The organism is Lentzea indica (assembly GCF_012184385.1).
Taxonomy (GTDB): Bacteria; Actinomycetota; Actinomycetes; order Mycobacteriales; family Pseudonocardiaceae; genus Lentzea; species Lentzea indica.
Genome location: NZ_VSRL01000057.1, coordinates 20,824 through 40,600, shown reverse-complemented (window position 1 = coordinate 40,600; position 19,777 = coordinate 20,824). Strand labels below are relative to the sequence as shown.

General features: G+C 68.3%; 21 protein-coding genes, 1 pseudogene and 2 riboswitches. Of the genes and pseudogenes, 15 read left to right on the top strand and 7 right to left on the bottom strand.

Annotated features, from left to right (window positions below):
• The first annotated feature begins 260 nt into the window (after positions 1-260).
• From murG to FXN61_RS18050, 4 genes are read left to right on the top strand one after another with little or no spacing between them, the layout of a single operon-like run.
• Positions 261-1,364 (top strand): undecaprenyldiphospho-muramoylpentapeptide beta-N-acetylglucosaminyltransferase, encoded by a 1,104-nt coding sequence (murG, locus tag FXN61_RS18065; protein ID WP_167975234.1) that lies wholly within the window; start codon positions 261-263, stop codon positions 1,362-1,364.
• Positions 1,361-2,728, top strand: coding sequence for a UDP-N-acetylmuramate--L-alanine ligase (gene murC, locus FXN61_RS18060; RefSeq protein WP_312877820.1), 1,368 nt, complete (start codon positions 1,361-1,363; stop codon positions 2,726-2,728). Before murG ends, murC begins: the two co-directional genes overlap by 4 nt.
• Positions 2,725-3,327 carry a cell division protein FtsQ/DivIB gene (locus FXN61_RS18055; protein ID WP_167975233.1) on the top strand — a complete coding sequence of 201 codons (603 nt, stop codon included), beginning with the start codon at positions 2,725-2,727 and terminating at the stop codon, positions 3,325-3,327. Before murC ends, FXN61_RS18055 begins: the two co-directional genes overlap by 4 nt.
• Positions 3,328-3,332: 5 nt before the next feature.
• A complete protein-coding gene (locus tag FXN61_RS18050) occupies positions 3,333-3,470 on the top strand; it encodes a hypothetical protein (protein WP_167975232.1) in 138 nt (45 codons plus the stop codon).
• Here FXN61_RS18050 and FXN61_RS54335 read toward each other — a convergent pair.
• Positions 3,467-3,592, bottom strand: coding sequence for a hypothetical protein (locus FXN61_RS54335; RefSeq protein ID WP_281360511.1), 126 nt, complete (start codon positions 3,590-3,592; stop codon positions 3,467-3,469). The two genes, FXN61_RS18050 and FXN61_RS54335, sit on opposite strands and share 4 nt — an antisense overlap.
• Positions 3,593-3,686: 94 nt before the next feature.
• Between FXN61_RS54335 and crtI the strand changes: the two genes are divergently transcribed.
• Both crtI and FXN61_RS18040 read left to right on the top strand, forming a co-directional pair.
• The gene (crtI, locus tag FXN61_RS18045; RefSeq protein WP_167975231.1) at positions 3,687-5,102 is read left to right on the top strand and encodes a phytoene desaturase family protein; all 1,416 of its coding nucleotides are present in this window, start codon (positions 3,687-3,689) and stop codon (positions 5,100-5,102) included.
• Positions 5,103-5,129: 27 nt separating this feature from the next.
• Complete coding sequence (locus FXN61_RS18040) at positions 5,130-5,624, top strand: DinB family protein (protein WP_167975230.1); 495 nt, start codon at positions 5,130-5,132, stop codon at positions 5,622-5,624.
• Here FXN61_RS18040 and FXN61_RS18035 read toward each other — a convergent pair.
• Complete coding sequence (locus FXN61_RS18035; RefSeq protein WP_167975229.1) at positions 5,621-6,511, bottom strand: RICIN domain-containing protein; 891 nt, start codon at positions 6,509-6,511, stop codon at positions 5,621-5,623. The genes FXN61_RS18040 and FXN61_RS18035 overlap by 4 nt on opposite strands.
• Before the next feature lie 331 nt (positions 6,512-6,842).
• Here FXN61_RS18035 and ftsZ point away from each other — a divergent pair, with 331 nt between their 5' ends.
• On the top strand, positions 6,843-8,147 hold the full coding sequence (ftsZ, locus tag FXN61_RS18030; protein ID WP_167975228.1) for a cell division protein FtsZ: 1,305 nt from the start codon (positions 6,843-6,845) through the stop codon (positions 8,145-8,147).
• Between the two features lie 691 nt (positions 8,148-8,838).
• Here the strand turns inward: ftsZ and FXN61_RS18025 are convergent.
• The gene (locus FXN61_RS18025) at positions 8,839-9,186 is read right to left on the bottom strand and encodes a hypothetical protein (RefSeq protein WP_167975227.1); all 348 of its coding nucleotides are present in this window, start codon (positions 9,184-9,186) and stop codon (positions 8,839-8,841) included.
• A gap of 135 nt (positions 9,187-9,321) precedes the next feature.
• Positions 9,322-9,672 carry a hypothetical protein gene (locus tag FXN61_RS18020; protein ID WP_167975226.1) on the bottom strand — a complete coding sequence of 117 codons (351 nt, stop codon included), beginning with the start codon at positions 9,670-9,672 and terminating at the stop codon, positions 9,322-9,324.
• Positions 9,673-9,768: 96 nt separating this feature from the next.
• Between FXN61_RS18020 and FXN61_RS18015 the strand changes: the two genes are divergently transcribed.
• Positions 9,769-10,269 carry a DM13 domain-containing protein gene (locus tag FXN61_RS18015; RefSeq protein ID WP_223165493.1) on the top strand — a complete coding sequence of 167 codons (501 nt, stop codon included), beginning with the start codon at positions 9,769-9,771 and terminating at the stop codon, positions 10,267-10,269.
• Positions 10,270-10,485: 216 nt separating this feature from the next.
• Positions 10,486-11,508, top strand: a complete 1,023-nt coding sequence (locus FXN61_RS56955) for an AraC family transcriptional regulator (RefSeq protein WP_446684941.1) — start codon at positions 10,486-10,488, stop codon at positions 11,506-11,508.
• Here FXN61_RS56955 and FXN61_RS18005 read toward each other — a convergent pair.
• From FXN61_RS18005 to FXN61_RS17995, 3 genes and pseudogenes are all read right to left on the bottom strand, one after another.
• Entirely contained in the window at positions 11,439-13,469 is a 2,031-nt protein-coding gene (locus tag FXN61_RS18005) for a 3-hydroxyacyl-CoA dehydrogenase NAD-binding domain-containing protein (RefSeq protein ID WP_167975224.1), read from the bottom strand. The genes FXN61_RS56955 and FXN61_RS18005 overlap by 70 nt on opposite strands.
• A 3-nt stretch (positions 13,470-13,472) precedes the next feature.
• Positions 13,473-14,674, bottom strand: a pseudogene (locus FXN61_RS18000) (acetyl-CoA C-acetyltransferase).
• A 56-nt stretch (positions 14,675-14,730) separates the two neighbouring features.
• On the bottom strand, positions 14,731-15,165 hold the full coding sequence (locus tag FXN61_RS17995; protein WP_167975223.1) for a GNAT family N-acetyltransferase: 435 nt from the start codon (positions 15,163-15,165) through the stop codon (positions 14,731-14,733).
• A 107-nt stretch (positions 15,166-15,272) separates the two neighbouring features.
• Here FXN61_RS17995 and FXN61_RS17990 point away from each other — a divergent pair, with 107 nt between their 5' ends.
• The 6 genes from FXN61_RS17990 (at position 15,273) to FXN61_RS17965 (ending at position 19,478) form a co-directional block, all read left to right on the top strand.
• Positions 15,273-16,424 carry an acyl-CoA dehydrogenase family protein gene (locus FXN61_RS17990; RefSeq protein WP_167975222.1) on the top strand — a complete coding sequence of 384 codons (1,152 nt, stop codon included), beginning with the start codon at positions 15,273-15,275 and terminating at the stop codon, positions 16,422-16,424.
• Entirely contained in the window at positions 16,421-17,545 is a 1,125-nt protein-coding gene (locus tag FXN61_RS17985) for a CaiB/BaiF CoA transferase family protein (RefSeq protein ID WP_167975221.1), read from the top strand. Before FXN61_RS17990 ends, FXN61_RS17985 begins: the two co-directional genes overlap by 4 nt.
• A gap of 337 nt (positions 17,546-17,882) precedes the next feature.
• Positions 17,883-18,065, top strand: a complete 183-nt coding sequence (locus FXN61_RS17980; protein WP_376770671.1) for a hypothetical protein — start codon at positions 17,883-17,885, stop codon at positions 18,063-18,065.
• Positions 18,066-18,227: 162 nt separating this feature from the next.
• Entirely contained in the window at positions 18,228-18,722 is a 495-nt protein-coding gene (locus FXN61_RS17975) for a helix-turn-helix transcriptional regulator (RefSeq protein ID WP_167975237.1), read from the top strand.
• 85 nt (positions 18,723-18,807) lie between these two features.
• Positions 18,808-19,161, top strand: coding sequence for a hypothetical protein (locus FXN61_RS17970; RefSeq protein ID WP_312877819.1), 354 nt, complete (start codon positions 18,808-18,810; stop codon positions 19,159-19,161).
• Between the two features lie 14 nt (positions 19,162-19,175).
• Positions 19,176-19,478, top strand: coding sequence for a DUF3817 domain-containing protein (locus FXN61_RS17965; RefSeq protein ID WP_167975218.1), 303 nt, complete (start codon positions 19,176-19,178; stop codon positions 19,476-19,478).
• Between the two features lie 45 nt (positions 19,479-19,523).
• Positions 19,524-19,614, top strand: a riboswitch (glycine riboswitch).
• A 1-nt stretch (position 19,615) separates the two neighbouring features.
• A riboswitch (glycine riboswitch) is annotated at positions 19,616-19,703 on the top strand.
• Positions 19,704-19,777: the final 74 nt, after the last annotated feature.

Below are 19,777 nucleotides of genomic sequence, written 5' to 3'. Positions count from 1 at the left end.
CAAGCTGCCCGCGCCCGAGGCGTACCGGCCGCCGCCCAAGCGCAAGCCGGTCCGTCCGTCCACGCCTCCGCGCGCACCGGGCAGGCGCACCGCGCAACTTCCGATCGTCGACGAACGTCGTATGGCTGGACGTTCCGCTCCTCCCTCGGAGTACCGTCGCCGCGAATCGCGGCGCACACAGGGCCGTTCTGAGCAAGGCCGTTCGACCCGTGGTCGCGGGCGATACAACTGATTGATTCAACCAATTCCGGAGGCAAGTCTTGACCGGGCACCCTGCCCCCAGTGGTCCGTGCGTCGTGGTCGCAGGTGGTGGCACCGCGGGACACATCGAGCCGGCACTGGCGCTGGCCGACGCGGTCATGCGGCTGCGACCGGACGCACGCGTCGTCGCGCTCGGCACCGAGCGCGGCTTGGAAAGCAAGATCGTGCCGGCCCGCGGGTACCCGCTGGAGCTGATCCCGCCGGTGCCGATGCCGCGCAAGCCCACCCTCGACCTGTTGAAGCTCCCGCTGAACGTGCGCGGAGCGGTGAAGCAGACGCGTGAGATCCTGGAGCGCGTCGGCGCGGACGTCGTCGTCGGATTCGGCGGCTACGTGGCGCTGCCCGCGTACCTGGCCGCGCGTGGCCGCGTGCCGATCGTGGTGCACGAGGCGAACGCCAAGGCCGGTCTCGCGAACAAGGTCGGCGCCAAGTTCGCGGAGTACGTCGCCGCGGCGGTGCCGGACTCCGGCCTGGCCGACGCGCAGATCATCGGCATCCCGCTGCGCCAGTCGATCACGACGCTGAACCGTGCCGCGTTGCGCGACGAGGCCCGCCGGTTCTTCGGCCTGGACCCGCACGCGCCGACGCTGCTGGTGTTCGGTGGTTCGCAGGGCGCGCGCTCGATCAACGAGGCGGTGGCACCCGTTGCCGCTGAGTTCGCCCGCGCGGGCATCGGCGTGCTGCACGCGCACGGCCCGAAGAACGCCCTTGCCGTGCAACAGGTTCCGGGCGCGCCCGCGTACGTGCCGGTGCCGTACCTGGAGCGGATGGACCTCGCGTACGCCGCCGCGGACGCCGTGCTGTGCCGCTCCGGCGCGATGACCGTCGCCGAGGTGTCGGCCGTCGGTCTGCCCGCTGTGTTCGTGCCGCTTCCGCACGGCAACGGCGAGCAGGCCCTCAACGCCGGCCCTGTCGTCTCCGCCGGTGGTGGCCTGCTGGTGCCGGACGAGGAGCTGACGCCGGAGAAGGTGGCGTCGCTCGTGGTGCCGCTGATGGCTGATCGTGGCCGGTTGGCCGCGATGTCGCAGGCGACGCTGGGCACCGGCCGTCGTGAGGCCGACGAAATTCTCGCGCACGCCGTGCTGGAGGTGATCAAGAAGTGAGTCTCGAACGCGTTCATCTCGTCGGCATCGGTGGTGCCGGCATGAGCGGCATCGCCAGGATTCTTCTCGCGCGTGGTGCGCAGGTGTCCGGATCAGACGCCAAGGACTCGCGGACCGTGCTGGCCCTGCGCGCTCAGGGCGCGCAGATCGCCGTCGGGCACGACGCCGCGAACCTCGACCAGTTGGCGGGCGGTCCGACCGAGGTCGTGGTGTCGACCGCGATCAAGGAGTCGAACCTGGAGTACTCGGCGGCTCGTGAGCGCGGCATCACGGTGCTGCGCCGTGCCGAGGCACTCGCGGCGTTGATGGAAGACCACCGCGTCGTGTGTGTTGCCGGTACGCACGGCAAGACGTCGACCACGTCGATGCTGACCGTCGCGTTGCAGCACTGCAGGCTCGACCCGTCGTTCGCGATCGGTGGTGACCTGAACGAGTCCGGCGCCAACGCGCACCAGGGCACCGGTGGCGTGTTCGTGGCCGAGGCGGACGAGTCCGACGGCTCGTTCCTGTTCTTCTCGCCGTCGGTCGCCGTCGTGACGAACGTCGAGGCGGACCACCTCGACCACCACGGCACGGTAGAGGCTTACACGGCTGTTTTCGACTCGTTCCTGGAGCGGATCGCGCCGGGTGGCGTGCTGGTGTCCTGTATGGACGATCCCGGTGCGGCTCGGCTGATCGCCGAGGCTCGTGCCCGCGGGATCCGGGTGCGCGAGTACGGGCGCACCGCCACGGACGCGCGGATCGTCGACTACAAGCCGTTCGAGAGCGGTGGGCTCGCGTCCGTCGAGATCGACGGTGTGGCGGTCGAGGTCCGGGTCGCGGTGCCGGGCGAGCACATGGCGTTGAACGCCGTTGCCGCGCTTTTGGCAGGCATGGAGCTGGGCGCGGACCAGGCCGGGATGCTCGAAGGCCTGGCGGCTTTCGGTGGCGTGCGGCGGCGGTTCGAGTTCAAGGGCCGTGCCGGTGGCGTGTCCGTCTACGACGACTACGCACACCACCCGACCGAGGTCGACGCACAGCTACGTGCCGCACGTCCGGTCGCGGCCGCTGGTCGTGTCGTCGTGGTGTTCCAGCCACATCTGTATTCGCGCACCCGCACGTTCGCCACCGAGTTCGCCGCCGCGTTGTCGCTGGCGGACGAGGTCGTGGTTCTGGACGTCTACGGCGCGCGTGAAGAGCCGCAGCCCGGTGTGACCGGTGCGCTGGTCGCGGACCAGGTCACGGCTTCCGTGCACTACGAGCCGTCGTTCGACCGCGTGCCCGCGCTGGTCGCCGGGCTGGTCAAGGAGGGTGACCTGGTGGTGACCATGGGTGCGGGTGACGTCACGATGCTCGGTCCCGAGATCGTCAGCGCGCTGTCATGAGCGCCCCGGTTCGTGGAAGGTCCACGCGAGTTCGCCCCGCGAACCGGAGACCGAAGAGCGCTGAGTACCGGGCGCGGCGCAGGGTGATCCTGCGCCGCCGTCTGGTTGCTCTGCTGGCATTGCTTTCCGTGGTGGGCCTCACCTACAGCGTGTTCTTCACGCCGTTGCTGGGCGTCCGCCGAGTGGACGTCCGCGGCTCCGTGGTGCTGACCGAGGACGAGATTCGCTCGACCGCGGCGATCGAACCCGGATCTCCGTTGGTGCGCCTGGACCTTAAGGGCATCCACGACCGCGTCGCCGCCCTGCCGCGCGTCGCCGCGGTCGAGGTCGAACGCCAGCTCCCCGGCACGGTCCGGTTGCTGATCACCGAACGCGTCCCGGTCGGCTCGGTGAAGCTGCCCGACGGCTTCCACCTGGTCGACGCCACCGGCAAGGACTACGCGGTCCTGCCGACGGCGGCGCCGGGCGTGCCCGAACTCGTGCTCGTCGCTCCGTCGTCCGCGGACCCGGCCACTCGCGCCGTGGTCGGGGTCGTGAACGAGCTGCCGGAAAAGCTGCGGCCCGACGTGGTCGTGTCGGCGACGTCCGGTGCGATGTGAAGGTCATGCTGACCGGGAACCGCGTGGTGAAGTGGGGCAGCTCCGACGACACTCCGCGCAAGGCGGCCGTGTTGATGGTGCTGCTGACTCGCCCAGGCCTGGTCTTCGACGTGTCTTCTCCGGACCTGGCCACGGTTTCCTAGTCGTTCGGCCTCAGCCGCGCCATCGCCACCCGCACGAACAGGCTGCCCAGCCTGCTCGTCACGAGTTCCAACACGATCGCCTCGATGACGAGCGAACGCACGGACGCGGGTGCGGGTGCCAAGACGGGCCTCCTCGTGGTGAACGACTACCGTGCTCATCGGACTGATCCGCGCGGCATTAGCCGTATTGGTCGTTGTCACCCGAAGGAAGTACTCATGGCGGACCACGTCGTGGTGGTGGGCGCCGGTCTTGCCGGACTGTCGGCCGCGTTGCACCTGCAGGGCACCGGTCGCCGGGTCACCGTGCTCGAAAAGGCTGATGTCCCAGGCGGTCGCGCCGGGACGGTCCAGGTCGGCGGGCTCACCGCGGACAGCGGGCCGACGGTGCTGACGATGCCGGAGCACCTCGACGAGGCGTTCGGGGCCGTGGGGGAGCGGCTGGCGGACTGGCTGACGCTCGACAGGGTCGATCCGGCCTACCACGCACGGTTCGCGGACGGGTCGCGCATGGCGGTGCACACCGATGCCGAGGCCATGGAGGCCGAGGTCCGCACCGTGGGCGGCGCAAGGGAAGCGGCCGGGTACCGCGAGCTGCGGCGGTGGCTGGGTGAGCTGTACGCGGTGCAGCGCGAGCACTTCATCGGGGCGAACTTCGACTCGCCGTTCGGCCTGGTGAGGCCGGAGCTCGTGACGCTGGCGAAGCTGGGTGGGTTCGGGCGGCTGGAACCTCAGCTGCGGCGGTTTCTGCGCGACGAGCGGTTGATCAGGCTGTTTTCGTTCCAGGCGTTGTACGCGGGGGTGCCGCCGCAGCAGGCCCTCGCGGCGTATGCGGTCATCGCGTACATGGACACCATCGCCGGTGTGTACTACCCGCGCGGTGGGATGCACGCGGTGCCTCAGGCTTTGAGCAGAGCGGCTGAGAAGCACGGTGCGGAGTTCCGTTATGGCGCAACGGTCACGCGGCTGGAGTGGCGTGGTGCGCGCGTGACGGCCGTGCACACGGCCGAGGAGCGCATCGAGTGTGACGCCGTGGTGCTGGCGTGTGAGCTGCCGGACGCGTATCGGTTGCTCGGAAAGAGCCCGCGGCGGCCGCTCGGGCACCGCTGGTCGCCGTCGGCGGTCGTGTTGCACGCGGCGACGAACCGCACGTGGGACCTGGGGCACCACAACATCCTGTTCGGGGCGGCGTGGCGGAGCACGTTCGACGAGATCGTCCACAAGGGACGGTTGATGGCGGACCCGTCGTTGCTCGTCACGCACGCGCAGGACGGGCTGCACTACGTGCTGGCGCCTTGCCCGAACCTGAAGACCGGGCCGATGGACTGGCGGCGGATCGGGCCGAGGTACCGCGACGAGCTCGTGCGGACGTTGGAGGCCCGTGGGCTGGACGGATTCGGTGCGGCTGTCGAGGACGAGGTGCTCGTCACGCCGGTCGACTGGGGCAACGCGGCGGGGACGCCGTTCGGGCTCGCGCACACCTTTGCGCAGACGGGACCGTTCCGGCCGCGCAACGTCGTGCACGGCGCCGAGAACGTGGCGTTGGCCGGCGCGGGGACCACACCGGGCGTCGGAGTGCCGCCGGTGCTGATCTCCGGGCGGCTCGCGGCCCAGCGGATAAATTCGGTGCGGTGATATCGGCGTTCATGCAGGCTGCGCCGCATGACACGAGATGTACCGCCCTTGGTCGCCGATGAGCGTGCGACGTACACGGCCATGCTGGACTACCTGCGTGCGACGATCGAGCTCAAGATCGACGGCCTCTCCGACGACGACGCGGTCCGCGCGGTGCTGCCGTCGAAGCTGACGACGGCGGCCGGTGTGGTCAAGCACGTGCGGTGGACCGAGCACCACTGGTTCGAGGTCGTGCTGGCCGGACGGGAGTCGCGCGCGCCCTACACGATGGAGGACCCCGACGCGGACTGGCGCGTTGAGGAAGGCGAGACGCTCGCCGGGTTCCTGGCGGACTACCGGCGGCAGTGCTCGGTGAGCCGGGAGATCCTCGCCGGTGTCGAGCTGGATGCCGAGGTGCCGTTCCGGGGTGACCGGACGGTCTCCGTGCGATGGGTGCTCGCGCACCTCATCGAGGAGACCGCCCGGCACGCCGGTCATCTGGACGTGGTCAGGGAACTGCTGGACGGAACGACCGGCGACTAGGCCGGCAGCAGCTCCCAGAGCTGCCAGGTGTAGCTCTGGCGCGGGTACAGGAACACCCACCCGGAACCCGGCGTGAGGAGCTGGTCGCCGGCGGCCTGCCGGATGCGGGCGGCGCCGGTCCTGGTCGGTTCGATCGACCACTGCTGCCGGACGTTGTCCGGTGCGCAGTCCGACACCACTTCGAGGTCCATGGGCTGAGTCTCACGGACGGCGACGCACTTGTCGTTGACGACGCTGCGGAAGGCCGTCCGGCCGTCACCGAGTTCGACTCGCTGGAACTTCTGTTCCGGCGTGTCTGCACACGGCACCGGCACGAGCCGGGTGCCGCTCGTCAGGCTGATGCAGCCGTGCTCGACGAAGTTGACCGCGCGGATGCGCACGACCTGACCTGCGGTGTCCGCAGGCGGCGGCGTCGTCCCGACGTTGCGCACCTGCCAAAGCTGCTCGTCGTGCTCCCGGAAGGACGGGTACCACGCGTCGCGCCTGCCGTCCGACCAGGTGAAACCGGTGAGGTACCTGTCGCCGTCCCCGAACTTGATGCGCACGGCGCCGGACGCGTGCGGCAGCACCGCGGCGAACTCGTCGACGCCTTGGTCGTCGCAGTAGTACGCGGCGAACATCTCGCTCAGGCACTCCCTGCTGGCGAGGTTGCGCAGCAGTTGTCTGCCCCCGTCCACCGGAATGACTTCCCAGCGCTGGCTGCTGGCGCCGCTGCACGCGACGACCACAGGGCTGGCGTGCGGCTCCTGCCCGGCTTGCAGGCATTCGCCGTACGCGACGTTCTTGATCTCGACGATGTCGTTCCCGGTCGCGGCGCTCGCGGGCGCCACCGTCACTGCCCCCAGAGCGATCGCGGCCAGCGCGACGCTCAGCATCTTCATCCCCATCTACCGACGGTAGCGAGAGATCACCGGAACATGGTGTGGAACTGACGAAGGTATGGGCGAGACGATCTCTGATTCGAGGTCCGACTACGCTTGTGGTGCACCGTGCTCGGCACCGTGCGTACTGCTTGACTGCACGACCGGGGAGTAGTAGCGCACAGTGTTGGGACCCTACGGCGTGGCTGCTGGACCGACGCACCGCCGGTGCTTACCGTCCAGCAGGAACATATGGGGTTGACATAACTTTGAACCTCGATGAGAGGTTGAGAGTTTCAATCCGGGTGCATCACCACCCAGCACCACAGCACGGACCACGATCAGGAAGGCGGATCCGATGACGCCCCCGCACAACTACCTCGCGGTGATCAAGGTCGTCGGCATCGGTGGTGGCGGCGTCAACGCCGTCAACCGCATGATCGAGGTCGGGCTCAAGGGCGTCGAGTTCATCGCGGTGAACACCGACGCACAGGCCTTGCTGATGTCTGATGCCGACGTCAAGCTCGACATCGGCCGCGAGCTCACCCGCGGTCTCGGTGCCGGCGCCAACCCCGAGGTCGGGCACAGGGCCGCCGAAGACCACCGCGAGGAGATCGAGGAGGTCCTCAAGGGGGCCGACATGGTCTTCGTGACCGCCGGCGAGGGCGGCGGCACGGGCACCGGCGGCGCGCCGGTGGTGGCCTCGATCGCCCGCAAGCTCGGCGCACTCACCATCGGCGTCGTGACGCGCCCGTTCTCGTTCGAGGGCAAGCGCCGCGCCAAGCAGGCCGAGGACGGCATCCAGGCGCTGCGCAACGAGTGCGACACGCTGATCGTCATCCCCAACGACCGGCTGCTCCAGCTGGGTGACATCGGTGTCAGCCTGATGGACGCGTTCCGGTCCGCTGACGAGGTGCTGCTGTCCGGTGTCCAGGGCATCACCGACCTGATCACGACCCCCGGTCTGATCAACCTGGACTTCGCCGACGTCAAGTCGGTCATGTCCGGCGCGGGCTCGGCGTTGATGGGCATCGGCTCGGCGCGCGGCGAGGGCAGAGCGGTTCAGGCCGCGCAGAAGGCGATCAACTCGCCGCTGCTGGAGGCCTCGATGGAGGGCGCGCACGGCGTGCTGCTCTCGATCGCCGGTGGCTCCGACCTGGGCCTTTTCGAGATCAACGAGTCTGCCTCGCTGGTCCAGGAGGCCGCGCACCCGGACGCGAACATCATCTTCGGTACGGTCATCGATGACTCTTTGGGCGACGAGGTCCGGGTCACGGTGATCGCGGCGGGTTTTGACAGTGGCGGCCCGACCCACAAGAAGCTCGAGCCAACGGCGCTGTCCTCGCCGCCTCGGACCGCTACCGGGCCCATCGCCACGGCCACGGCCGCGCCTGCGCACGTGCCTCAGGCTCAGCCGGCTCCGGTTGCTCAGCCTGTGGCCCAGCAGCAGCCTGTTGCTCCGCAGCCGGTGGCGCAGCCTGAGGCTCGGCCTGTTCATCCGCCTACCTCGGTGCCGCCGCAGCCTTCGCCTTCGCATGGGAACGGGTACGTGCCCTCGGTTCCTCGGCCGTTGTCTCAGAACGGGTCGTTGCCTTCTCGGCCGGTGCCGGTCACGGAGGACCCGGATGATGAGGTGGACGTGCCGCCGTTCATGCGGCGGTGAGGGTGGGGCTCGGCTCTGGTTGAGCTCGGCTTTGGCTGAGTTTTCCTCGGTCTGAGCCTGATGGTCTCTTGGCTTTGTGATCTTGTCGGACCCCCTGAGTAGCGTTTGGGCTCAGGGGGTTCTTGTTTTGAGGGGACGCCTGGGGGAGCTTGCGCTGGGGGCGCGTCGGTTTGGTGGGTTGTCTCCCTGGTGCGTTGGCGGCTGTCCGGTTTCGTGTCCGTAGGTGGTTGGGGTGCGTTGTCACCTTGCGGGTGCGTGCTTTTCCTGAGGGCTCTGCCCTCAGACTCCCGACACTCCCAAAAGAGCCCTCCAGCGCCGTTCGTGGGTTGATGGCACGCCTGTTGGTTTTGGCGGCTTGCGGTTGCGTTGGTGGTTGCGGCTGCGGTGTGGCTCCCCCGTCTATCGCACCAGAGGCAGCCACACCCGAGGAGGAGGGTCAAGTCGACGAAAAGCGTGTCGACTTGACCCTCCTCCTCGGGCGCGGCTAAAGCGTCGGAGCGCTAGACGGGGGAGCCACACCGCCAGAGTCGTATGGGGGCGGACTGCTCGGCTGCGCCATCGCGGAGTGCTCGGCTTCGCCATCGCGTGGGCGGACTGCTCGGCTGCGCCATCGCCGCTCGCCGTTGGTTTCGCCGGGATCCGGCGCGGGGGACTTATCCCAGGTTCTTACAGGTGGGCGGCGGCAGCGGGTTCAGCGGGCTGCACGGCCAGCCTGGCGGCGTCGTCGTGGTCGTCGTGGGTGCCGCCGGTGGGGTGGCGGGTTCGGGTTCGTCGCGGCCGGGGGTGGGGTGGTCTTCTTCGGGGTTTGTTGCTGCGTGCTCGGCGTCGAGCTGTCTGAGCTCGGCGGGGCGCTGCTGTCGGGGGTGGAGCTCTCGGGCGAGCTCGGTGGGGTGCCGGGCGTGGACGTGATCCAGCTGGACGACGGGGTCCGGCTCAGCGGTTCGTCGTCGTTCACGCCGTGGATCGCCATGCCTACCAGCACTCCGAGCAACGCGGACCCGAGCACGGCGGAACCACCCGCGGCCCACAGTGCGCGCACAGCAGTCTCCTCAATGCTCACGGTTGGAAGTCAGGCGATCACGCTCCCGGCAGATTACCGGGTAGACCGGTCGCAGGAGAACGCTCACCTGCATGCCTTATCGGCTCTTTGACGGCCCCGGTTGAGTGATCGCTGTCACTGATCTGTGATCCGGGCGAGTACCAAACTGGCCCCGGAAAGGCCTGCCACCAGCACGGTTCCGGTCAGATGCCACGTCGGAGCGTCACCCGTGCAGGTGAACACCTCGGTGAAGCGTTCCGAGGAGCAGGTTACGAACGGGACCGACGACAGGGCGATGGAGGAGGCCGCTACGCCGCCGAGCAGTGCGGAGCCGAACGTGCGCATGAGCGGGAACGCGGCGTTGGCTGTGCCTACTGCTGCGATGGCGAAGAGGAGCGGGACTGGTCTGGGGAACAGGCCCGTCAGGGCGCAGCCGATCATCAGGACTCCGAGCACGGCCTGGCCGATCCTCGCCTGTGTCGCCACGGCAGGACCCTAACAACTCCGTAAGCTCTTTTCGGGCCGGTTTGGACCAGTATTTTCGGTATGCCGCTTCGCCGATTCCTGATCCCCGTCGCTGTTGTGCTGGTCGTCGCGCTCGGGGTCGGGTTGTACCTGTTCCAGCCGTGGCGCCTGCTCACGGTCAGGGAAACGCACGACCCGCTGCTCGTGCCCGCCGCGCCGACTTCCACGTCGGCTTCCGCTCCTACTTCCACGTCGGTCTCAGCGCCTGTGGAAACGGCCAAAGAGGTCGCGACGGGCGAGTGGCGCTCTCTTGAGCATGCGACCACCGGTAAGGCGAGCCTCATCAAACTTCCCGGTGGCGGACATTCGGTCCAGTTCGCCTCGCTGGACACCAGTGATGGCCCTGACCTGTACGTTTACCTCTCGCCGCATCCGTCGAGCTCGTCGGAGAAGACCTTTGGTCAGGGATTCACCAGTCTTGGCAAGCTGAAGGGAAATCGTGGCGACCAGGTGTACGAAATTCCCTCCGGCGTGGATGTCTCCGCCATTCGGAGCGTCGTGATCTGGTGCCAGAGGTTCGCTGCGGGCTTCGCCGTAGCACCGCTGGAACAAGCCTGAAACATCGCGCCAGGCCTGCTCTCTTCGCACTATTGACTTTCCTGGTCTAGACCACATAGCGTTAACGGAACGGACACAACATCGTCCCTTGCCGATGGGCGTGCGGAAGCCCTGTTGGCGAGGAGCACGGCTCACTGGGTGGGCCCACTCCGGCGGTGACGCGGCTCCAACTCTCCCCGGAGCCGCGTCACCGCCGGCGGCGTTTTAGTGTGGTTCGTGCACACCCGGACCGTGGCGATCCACTACGTGCGCGCCGCACTGCGCGCGTGCCCGGAGCCGTCCGTGGTCCTTGCCGGCGCGGGCATTCCGGCGAGCCTTCTCGCCGACGACCGCGCCCGCGTGACACCCGCGCAGTACACGAAGTTCATCCAGACGCTCTGGGAAGTTCTCGACGACGAGTTCATGGGCTTCGGGCCTCGCCCGTCGAAACGCGGCACGTTCGCGATGATGTGCCTGCTCGCCGTCCACTGCCCGGACCTCGAATCGGCGCTGAGACGCGGCCTCGCCTTCTACTCGCTCTTCGACGAGCCGTTGCACCTGTCGCTCGACGACGGCCGTTTCTCGCTCGAGATCCCCGGCGACCCCGACCATTTCCTGACCGAGTCGCTTCTCGTGCTCTGGCACCGCTTCTCGTCGTGGCTCATCGGCCGCCGCATCCCGCTGCAGGGAGCCGAGTTCGCCTACCAGGAACCCGCTCACGCCGCCGAGTACCACCTGATCTTCGGTTGTCCGCTGACCTTCGACGCGCCCGCCACCACGATCTTGTTCGACCCGAAGTTCCTGCGCATGCCGGTCGTGCAGGACGAGGCGGCGTTGCGCAGGTTCCTGCGATACTCGCCAGCGGAGTTGTTGTCGCGGCGGGACCACGGCGCGGACACGGCAGGGCACGTGCGACGGCTGCTCGGGCGCGGTGTCCACCGGACTGGAGGCCGTGGCCGCTCAGCTGGGGGTGTCCGCGCCGACCTTGCGCAGGAGGCTCGCCGCGGAGGGGACGTCGTTCCGCGAGGTGCGGGAGCAGTTGCTGCGCGACCAGGCGGTGGCCTCGCTGGTGCGGGGCGGGGAGTCGGTGGAGGAGTTGGCGCTGCGCCTCGGGTTCTCCGAGGCGAGCGCCTTCCACCGGGCTTTCAAGCGGTGGACCGGGTCCTCGCCCGGTTCCTACCGCGCCTGACTCAGAACCTGTCGCGCTCCCGCAGCGAGGCCGGCGGGCGGAACCGCTCCCCGTACGTGTCGGCGAGGTAGTCCGCGCGCTCGACGAACGCCTGCACGCCGTAGGAGTTGATGAACTGCAACGTGCCACCGCTCCACGGCGCGAAGCCGAACCCGAAGATCGAGCCGATGTTCGCGTCCGCCACCGACGTCAGCACGCCCTCGTCCAGGCACCGCACGGTTTCCAGCGACTGCACGAACAGCAGCCGGTCCCGCACGTCCTGTTCGGAGACGCCCGCGTCGGCCTTCGCGTAACGAGTCGTCAGATCGGGCCACAGGAACTTCTTCGAACCGTCCGAGGGGTACTCGTAGAAGCCTGCGCCGCCGGACTTTCCGGTGCGTCCCAACGACACCATCTCGCGGATCAGGTCGTAGGCAGCGCTTTCCGAGACCAGCGACGGGTCGTCGGCGAGCGTCTGGTCGTGGATCTTCAGCTGCAGCGACAGCGTCACCTCGTCCGACACGGCCAGCGGTCCGACCGCCATGCCGGCCTTGCGAGCCACGTTCTCGATGAGAGCGGGAGCCACGCCCTCGGCCAGCATCGTGATCGCCTCGATCACGTACGTGCCGAAGGTACGCGAGGTGTAGAAGCCGCGCGAGTCGTTGACCACGATCGGCGTCTTCCCGATCTGCCGCACGTAGTCCAGCGCGCGCTGCAGCGTCTCCTCCGACGTCTTCTCGCCGCGGATGATCTCCACCAGCCGCATCTTCGGCACGGGCGAGAAGAAGTGCAGCCCGATGAACCGTTCCGGCGCCGACACCGCGGAAGCCAGCCCGGTGATCGGCAACGTCGAGGTGTTGGACGCGATCACCGCGTCGGGCAACGCCTGCGCTTCCGCCGCGGGCAGAACCTTGTTCTTCAGCTCGCGGTTCTCGAACACGGCCTCGATGATCAGGTCGCAGCCCTCGAGGTCGTCGTCGGAGTCCGTCGGGGTGATTCCGGAGAGGCCCTGAGCGCCCTTCTGCGCCGACTCCAGGGTCACGTCCTTCAGGACCACCTCGATGCCGGCTTTCGCTGACACCTCGGCGATTCCAGCGCCCATCATGCCCGCGCCCAGCACGCCCAGCTTGGCGACCTTGCGGCCTGAAGCGGACGCGCGGCCGTTGACCTCGTTGAGGTTGAACCAGAACGCCGTGATCATGTTCTTGGAAACCTGACCGGAGGCCAGTTCCACGAAGTAGCGGCCCTCGATCTTCAACGCCGTGTCGAAGTCGACGTAGGCACCCTCGACCGCCGTCGCCATGATCTTCTCCGGCGCCGGGTACGCGCCGTGCGACTTCTTGCTCAGCACGGCGGGCGCCGCGGCGAGAAGGCCGTAGCTGTTGGGGTCACCGAACTTCAGGTCCGGCACCCCGGCGCCCTGGACGTCCCACGGCTGCACCGGCTCCGGGTTCGCCAGGATCCACGCGCGGGCCTCGGAGATCAGCTCCTCGCGCGTCTCGACGACCTGGTGCACGATCCCGGCCTGCAGAGCGCGCTCCGGTCGCAGCTGCTTGCCCTCCATGAGCAACGGCAACGCCTTCTGCACGCCCAGCAGCCGCACCATGCGCGTGACGCCACCGCCGCCGGGCAGCAGGCCCAGCGTGGCCTCGGGCAGGCCGACGCGGATGCTGTTGTCGTTCAACACGATCCTGCGGTGCGAGGCCAGCGCGATCTCGAAGCCGCCGCCCAGCGCCGAACCGTTGATCGCCGCCACGACCGGCTTGCCGAGCTTCTCCAGGCGCCGCAGCTGGGACTTGAGCTCCTCGACGCCTTCCAGCGCCTGGGAAGCGTTCTCCGGGGTGATCGCGATCAGCACGTTCAGGTCGCCGCCGGCGAAGAACGTCTTCTTGGCGGACGTGATGATCACACCGGTGATCTCGTCGCCCTCGAGCCGGGAGACCGCCTCGCCCATGAGCTCCTGGTACTCGGTGTTCATGACGTTGGCGGAGCCGGACATGTCCATCGTCAGGGTGACGATGCCGTCCGCGTCCTTGTCGTAGTGGAAAGGCATCTCTCAGACCCTCTCGATGATCGTCGCGATACCCATGCCGCCACCCACGCACAGCGTGGCCAGGCCGCGGCGCAGGTCCCGGCGCTCCAGCTCGTCCAGCAGCGTGCCGAGGATCATGCAGCCGGTGGCGCCCAGCGGGTGGCCCAGCGCGATCGCGCCGCCGTTGACGTTGACCTTGTCCTCGGGGATGTCCATGTCCCGCAGGAACTTCAGCACGACGGACGAGAACGCCTCGTTGACCTCGAACAGGTCGATGTCCTCGACCGAGAGCCCAGCCTTGTCCAACGCCTTGCGCGCGGAGGGCGCGGGCCCGGTCAGCATGATCGTCGGCTCGGTTCCGACCACCGCGACGGAAACGATCCGGGCACGAGGTGTCAGGCCCAAAGCCTGTCCAGCCGCCGCGGACCCGATCAGCATCGCGGCGGCACCGTCGACGATCTGCGACGAGTTGCCGGGCGTATGCACGTGGTCGATGCGCTCGACGGTGGGGTAGCGGTCGATCGCGACGGTGTCATAGCCGAGGTCGCCGTGGAACTGGAAGCTCGGCTTCAACCTGCCGAGTGATTCCACGGTGGACTCGGGACGGACCGTCTCGTCTTCCTTCAGGACGACAGTGCCGTTCTGGTCGATCACCGGCACGACGGACCGCTCGAACCGGCCGTCCTTCAGCGCCTCGAAGGCACGGGCGTGCGATCGGGCGGCCCACGCGTCGACGTCCGTGCGCGAGAAGCCTTCCATCGTCGCGATCAGGTCGGCGGAAACGCCCTGCGGCACGAACGACAGGTCGAAGTTGGTCGCCGGGTCGATCGCCCACGCGCCACCGTCGGATCCCATCGGCACGCGCGACATCGACTCGACGCCGCCCGCCACCACCAGGTCCTCGAACCCGGACGCGACCTTGGCGGCGGCGAGGTTCACCGACTCCAGGCCGGACGCGCAGAACCGGTTGAGCTGCACACCGGCAGGGCGCTGGTCCCAGCCCGCGGCCAGCACCGCCGTGCGGGCGATGTCGCCGCCCTGCTCGCCGAGCGGTGACACCACGCCGAACACGACGTCGTCCACCGCGGAGGTGTCGAGGGAGTTGCGTTCGGACAGCGCGCGCAGCACACCGGCGCCAGCTCGACGGGCCTGACGCTGTGCAGCGACCCGCGCTTGCCCTTGCCGCGCGGCGTGCGCACCGCGTCGAAGATCAAGGCTTCGCTCATGACACCCACGCTAGGCCCGCTCTCTCAAGCTGGCCATGACCGTGAAGGGTGACCGATTAGCTCACCACGAACTCCATGTGCTCGGGTTCTGCCGAGTCGACGAACCCGAGACGCTTGTAGAGCCGCCGAGCAGGCACGTTGTCCTCCCAGACCCGCAGCCGCACGACCTTCCACCCGTGCTCGGCCGCCCACTCCAGCACGGCCTTGACCAGTGCTTCACCGACGCCGCGGCCGCGATGGGAGTCCCGCACCCACATCGAGTAGAGGTAGAGGCCCGCCGGGTGCGACATGGCGCCGACCAGACCGACCGGGCCGGGGTCGAGCGCGACGAGCTTCAGGCCGCCTTCGAGGCGTTCACGCCACTCGTCCTCGCCGTACTCCTGCTCGCGGGCCAGCGTCGAACCGAACTCGGCGGGGTCCGCTGCCAGCGCTTCCAGCCGGACGTCGCGCCAGAGCCGCCACTCGTCGGAGGTCACCTGGTGGATCTGCACACCGAGCAGTCTGGACGATCAAGGTGGTTTTTTCGCTCAGTTTTTCGGGTGACGGCCTGGCGCGCCGGTCATGGCGTGGATCACCTTCCGGTGGTTTCGTGGACCGCATGGCAGACCGTCGATCGCGGTGGATGGACAGCGACCTGGACCAGTTGCGCCAGCTCGCCCGCACGTTCATGGAGAAGGAGGTCACGCCGCACCAGGAACGCTTCGCCGAGCAGAAGCAGGTCGACCGCGACCTGTGGCGTCGCGCGGGTGACGTCGGGCTGCTGTGCCTGAGCATCCCCGAGGAATACGGGGGCGGCGGCGGCACGTTCGCACACGAGGCCGTGCTGCTCGAGGAGCAGGCGCGCGCCGGCGACAGCTCGTGGGGCAACAGCGTCCACAGCGGCATCGTCGCTCACTACCTCAACTCCTACGGCTCCGAGGACCAGAAGCGGCGCTGGCTGCCCAAGCTCGCGTCAGGCGAGTACGTCGGCGCGATCGCCATGACCGAACCCGGCGCCGGCTCCGACCTGCAGGGCATCCGAACGAGGGCCGTCAGGGACGGCGACGAGTACGTCATCAACGGCTCGAAGACGTTCATCACGAACGGCCTGCACGCCGACCTGGTGATCGTCGTCGCGAAGACCGACCCCGCTCAGGGCGCGCAGGGCATCTCGTTGATCGTCGCCGAGAGCAGTGGATCCGAGAACGACTTCCGGCGCGGCCGCGTGCTCGACAAGGTCGGCATGAAGGGACAGGACACCGCCGAGCTGTTCTTCGACGACGTCCGGGTGCCCGTCGCGAACCTCCTCGGCGACCAGGAGGGCCTCGGGTTCGTCCAGCTCATGCAGCAGCTGCCGCAGGAACGCCTGATCATCGGCGTCTGCTCGGTCGCGGGCATCGAGGCCGCCGTCGACGTGACGCTGAAGTACGTGAAGGAGCGCACGGCGTTCGGCAAGGAGCTGATGAAGTTCCAGAACACCAGGTTCAAGCTCGCCGAGTGCGCTACCGAGGCGGCCGTGACCAGGGCGTTCATCGACGAGTGCATCGAGAAGCACCTGCGCGGCGAGCTGGACGTGCCGACCGCGGCGATGGCGAAGTGGTGGGCCAGCGACCGGCTGGGCAAGGTCGTCGACGAGTGCGTGCAGCTCTTCGGCGGCTACGGCTACATGAACGAGTACCCGATCGCACGTGCCTGGTCCGACGCCCGCGTGCAGCGGATCTTCGGCGGCACGAACGAGATCATGAAGGAAATCATCGCGAGGTCCCTGTGACGGGGCCGCTGGCAGGACTGAAGGTCGTCGAGCTCGCCGGCCTCGCACCCGCGCCGTTCGGCTGCATGGTGCTCGCCGACCTCGGCGCGGACGTGATCCAGGTGCACAAACCGGGGAGCCGCTCGACGGTCCCCGGTGACTTCCTCGGTCGCAACCGGCGTTCGGTCGCGATCGACACCCGCAAGCCGGAGGGCGCTGAGCTGGTGTTGCGGCTGGTCGAACGCTCGGACGTGCTGGTGGAGGGCTTCCGGCCGGGCGTCACGGAGCGGCTGGGCATCGGTCCGGCGCAGTGCCTCGCCCGCAACCCGCGCCTTGTATATGGACGCATGACCGGCTGGGGGCAGGACGGGCCGCTCGCCGACCGCGCCGGCCACGACATCAACTACATCGCCGTCGCGGGTGCGCTGGACCCCGTTGGACGTGCCGGTGGGCCGCCGGTCTTCCCGTTGAACCTCCTCGGCGACTTCGGCGGGGGAGGGCTGATGCTGGCCGTCGGCGTGCTCGCCGCACTGTATGAACGTGAGCGCTCCGGGCGTGGCCAGGTGGTCGACGCGGCGATGGTCGACGGGGCGGCGCTGCTGACGACGTTCCTGCACGGCATGAAGCAGGCGGGCATGTGGCGGGGCGGGCGCGGCGAGAACATGCTCGACGGCGGAGTGCCGTTCTACGACGTCTACGAGGCCGCGGACGGGCGGTTCGTGGCCGTGGGCGCGCTGGAGGAGAAGTTCTACGCCGACCTGGTGCGCGTGCTGGGTCTCGAGGACGCGCCGTCACGCAACGACCCGGCGAACTGGCCTGAGCTGCGGGAACGCATCGCGGCGGCGGTGAAGACCCGCAAGCGTGACGAGTGGGCGGACCTCGCGAAGGACACGGACGCGTGCCTGGCGCCCGTGCTGACACCCGAAGAGGCGGCGAGGCACCCGTACAACGCGGCGCGTGCCACCTTCGTGGACGTCTCCGGCTCGCTGCACCCGGCGCCGGCTCCCCGGTTCGACCGCACCCCGACGACGGTTCCGACGCCTCCGGTTCCGGCGGGGGTGAACACCGGGGAAGTGCTTGCCGACATGGGTGTGGCGGACGCCCAGATTATGGAACTGCGGCGGTCAGGAGTAATTGGATGAATGCTCGGGTGCGCATTAATTGCGCCACGACGGCGTGACAGAGTGTGATGCCGGAGGTGCGGCATCCGGGTGAGGCCCGGTGCAACAGTGTCTGGTCCAAGCTGTGGGATGCGAGGGAGTCCGTGTTCACCTCGTGCCCAGGACATCGGCGCTGGACAGAGACCTCTTTAGCCGCCATTCGGGTGACATTCCCCGTCATGTAGGCGTGTGCCGCTGGTGGATCCTGGCACCAGTTGGGCGTGGTCGTTGTTCATCGCATGGGTGAATGAGGGACCATGACGGGTGACATGGGCGGTCCGCCGCCTCACCTGTGAGCGACATGGACGGAGAGGTACCTGTGAACCTCAAGAAGGTGCTAGTGCTGGCGGGCGTCGCGCTGGTGCTGTTCCTCCTGATCACCCAGCCCGAGCAGTCCGCTGCCGCGGTCCAGCAGGTGCTCGGCTGGCTGCGTCAGGGCGCGGAGTCGATCATCACCTTCGTCAGGAGCCTCTTCGGGACGGCGGCCCCCGTCGCCTCGTGACTCTCGGTGATGTTCGGCCATTCGCGTTGGACCGGACGGGTGGAAAGAGGCCGATCACGCACTGGTAACGGGTGTTCTGGGGATTCAGGGTCTGGCGATTGTCGGACCTACCGAATACCTTCCGCTGCAATGGCCGATCCCCGACCGAACGAGGAGGCATGGATGGTCGAGGACTCCGGGGTCCACGAGCTGTTGCAGCAGTGGGCGGCTGAACGGTCTGATGACGCAGAGATGCAGGAGGTGAACCGGATCAAGAACGCGTGGCTCGCGGAGGCTCCCCCCTCGGCGCCTGGCATCCCCGTGCAGCGGGGAGGCAACAAGGGCGGGTCGCGTGGCTTGGTCAAGGTCGACTCGGCGGATCCGGCCTACGTGGCCGCGATGCGCAAGCGGGCGCCGGAGGCACCCGAGGCACTGCTCGCCGCCGCGGCGAGCTACTGGCAGCTGGTTGGCGATGTCGCAGAGGCCGAGCAGTGGTGGGACGCGGGCATCAGCCCGTTGGACCAGCGTGCGCTCGACTACCGCGCGGCGGGCCTGACTCCTGCCGATCTCGGGAGGCGCCTGGGACCGATGACGGTTCTCCAGCACCTTCGCCGCGGTTCTGCCGCGGCCTGGTGCGTCGCACGTCTGCAGAGGCAGCGCCGGGACGGCGTGGCATAGGAAGGTGGACGGGCTCTCGGAGGCGGGAGCCCCGTACCCACCAAGTAGTCTGGAGGCCGTGCGCGGCCTCCTTACACCTCAGCGAGTGTTGATCGGGTTTGCATGCCTGGTCGCACTGATCGCCTGTTGCGGACTCGCGTACTGGCAGTGGCAGCGCTTCGAGTCCGCCAGCGGCACGTTCCAGAATCTCGGTTACGTGCTCCAGTGGCCGCTCTTCGGCCTCTTCCCCGCCTTCATGGTGTGGCGCTTTCGCCGCTTGGCGCGCCAGAACCGTGACGAGGCTCTCGCACCGGAGCCGGTTGCGCCCGCGCCCAAGCCGGTGACTACCGTTGACGCCGTCAAACCCGCGCCCGTTGAGCATTTCGACGACGAAGAAGACGCGGAGCTCGCGGCCTACAACCGCATGCTCGCGGAGCTCAACGCGCGGGACGGTCGTTGAACGAAGGCGGGCAGATGAAGGGTGCGTTGACCCGGTTCCGGGTCATGGCTTACGTGGTCGGTGTCTTCCTCCTGCTCCTGGTCGTGGCCATGGTGCTCAAGTACGCCGCGGACATGGGCCAGATGATGAAGGTCGTCGGTCCGATCCACGGCTTCCTCTACGCCATCTACCTGGTGTTTTCCGTAGACCTGGCGCTGAAGCTGCGCTGGTCGATCAAGGGCACCGCCCTCGTGCTGCTCGCCGGCACGGTCCCGTTCCTGTCGTTCTGGGCGGAGCGCAAGGTGGTCGAGAAGACTGCGCAGGGCGTGCCGCTGTGACGTTTGGCCTGCTAGCGTCTGGGGCTACCAACTGAACACGGCCGTCGATGTCGCGCGGAAGAGACCTCTCTCGAAGAGGCGCCGAAGGAGCAACTCCTCCCCGGAATCTCTCAGGCACAGATACCGCACGACGAAGGCAACTCTGGAAAGCAGGCGTTCGCGCCTCGCCCACGGTGCAAGCCGCGCTCTGCGCGGCGAAGCTCTCAGGCTCATGACAGAGGGGGAGGCTGCTCTGGAAGAGGAGTCTCCGATGGACCGTGTCATTCTGCTGTTGCCTCAGCCGGCCTCGTCCGGCTCTT

What these genes read in the sequence shown, in the direction of transcription:
- FXN61_RS17965 (WP_167975218.1), top strand. Translation starts at nt 19,176, where the DNA reads ATGAAGGGTGCGTTGACCCGGTTCCGGGTCATGGCTTACGTGGTCGGT.
- crtI (WP_167975231.1), top strand. Translation starts at nt 3,687, where the DNA reads ATGGCGGACCACGTCGTGGTGGTGGGCGCCGGTCTTGCCGGACTGTCG.
- FXN61_RS18035 (WP_167975229.1), bottom strand. Translation starts at nt 6,511, where the DNA reads ATGGGGATGAAGATGCTGAGCGTCGCGCTGGCCGCGATCGCTCTGGGG.
- FXN61_RS17975 (WP_167975237.1), top strand. Translation starts at nt 18,228, where the DNA reads ATGGTCGAGGACTCCGGGGTCCACGAGCTGTTGCAGCAGTGGGCGGCT.
- FXN61_RS18040 (WP_167975230.1), top strand. Translation starts at nt 5,130, where the DNA reads ATGACACGAGATGTACCGCCCTTGGTCGCCGATGAGCGTGCGACGTAC.
- ftsZ (WP_167975228.1), top strand. Translation starts at nt 6,843, where the DNA reads ATGACGCCCCCGCACAACTACCTCGCGGTGATCAAGGTCGTCGGCATC.
- FXN61_RS18055 (WP_167975233.1), top strand. Translation starts at nt 2,725, where the DNA reads ATGAGCGCCCCGGTTCGTGGAAGGTCCACGCGAGTTCGCCCCGCGAAC.
- FXN61_RS18005 (WP_167975224.1), bottom strand. Translation starts at nt 13,469, where the DNA reads ATGCCTTTCCACTACGACAAGGACGCGGACGGCATCGTCACCCTGACG.
- FXN61_RS18050 (WP_167975232.1), top strand. Translation starts at nt 3,333, where the DNA reads ATGCTGACCGGGAACCGCGTGGTGAAGTGGGGCAGCTCCGACGACACT.
- FXN61_RS17990 (WP_167975222.1), top strand. Translation starts at nt 15,273, where the DNA reads ATGGCAGACCGTCGATCGCGGTGGATGGACAGCGACCTGGACCAGTTG.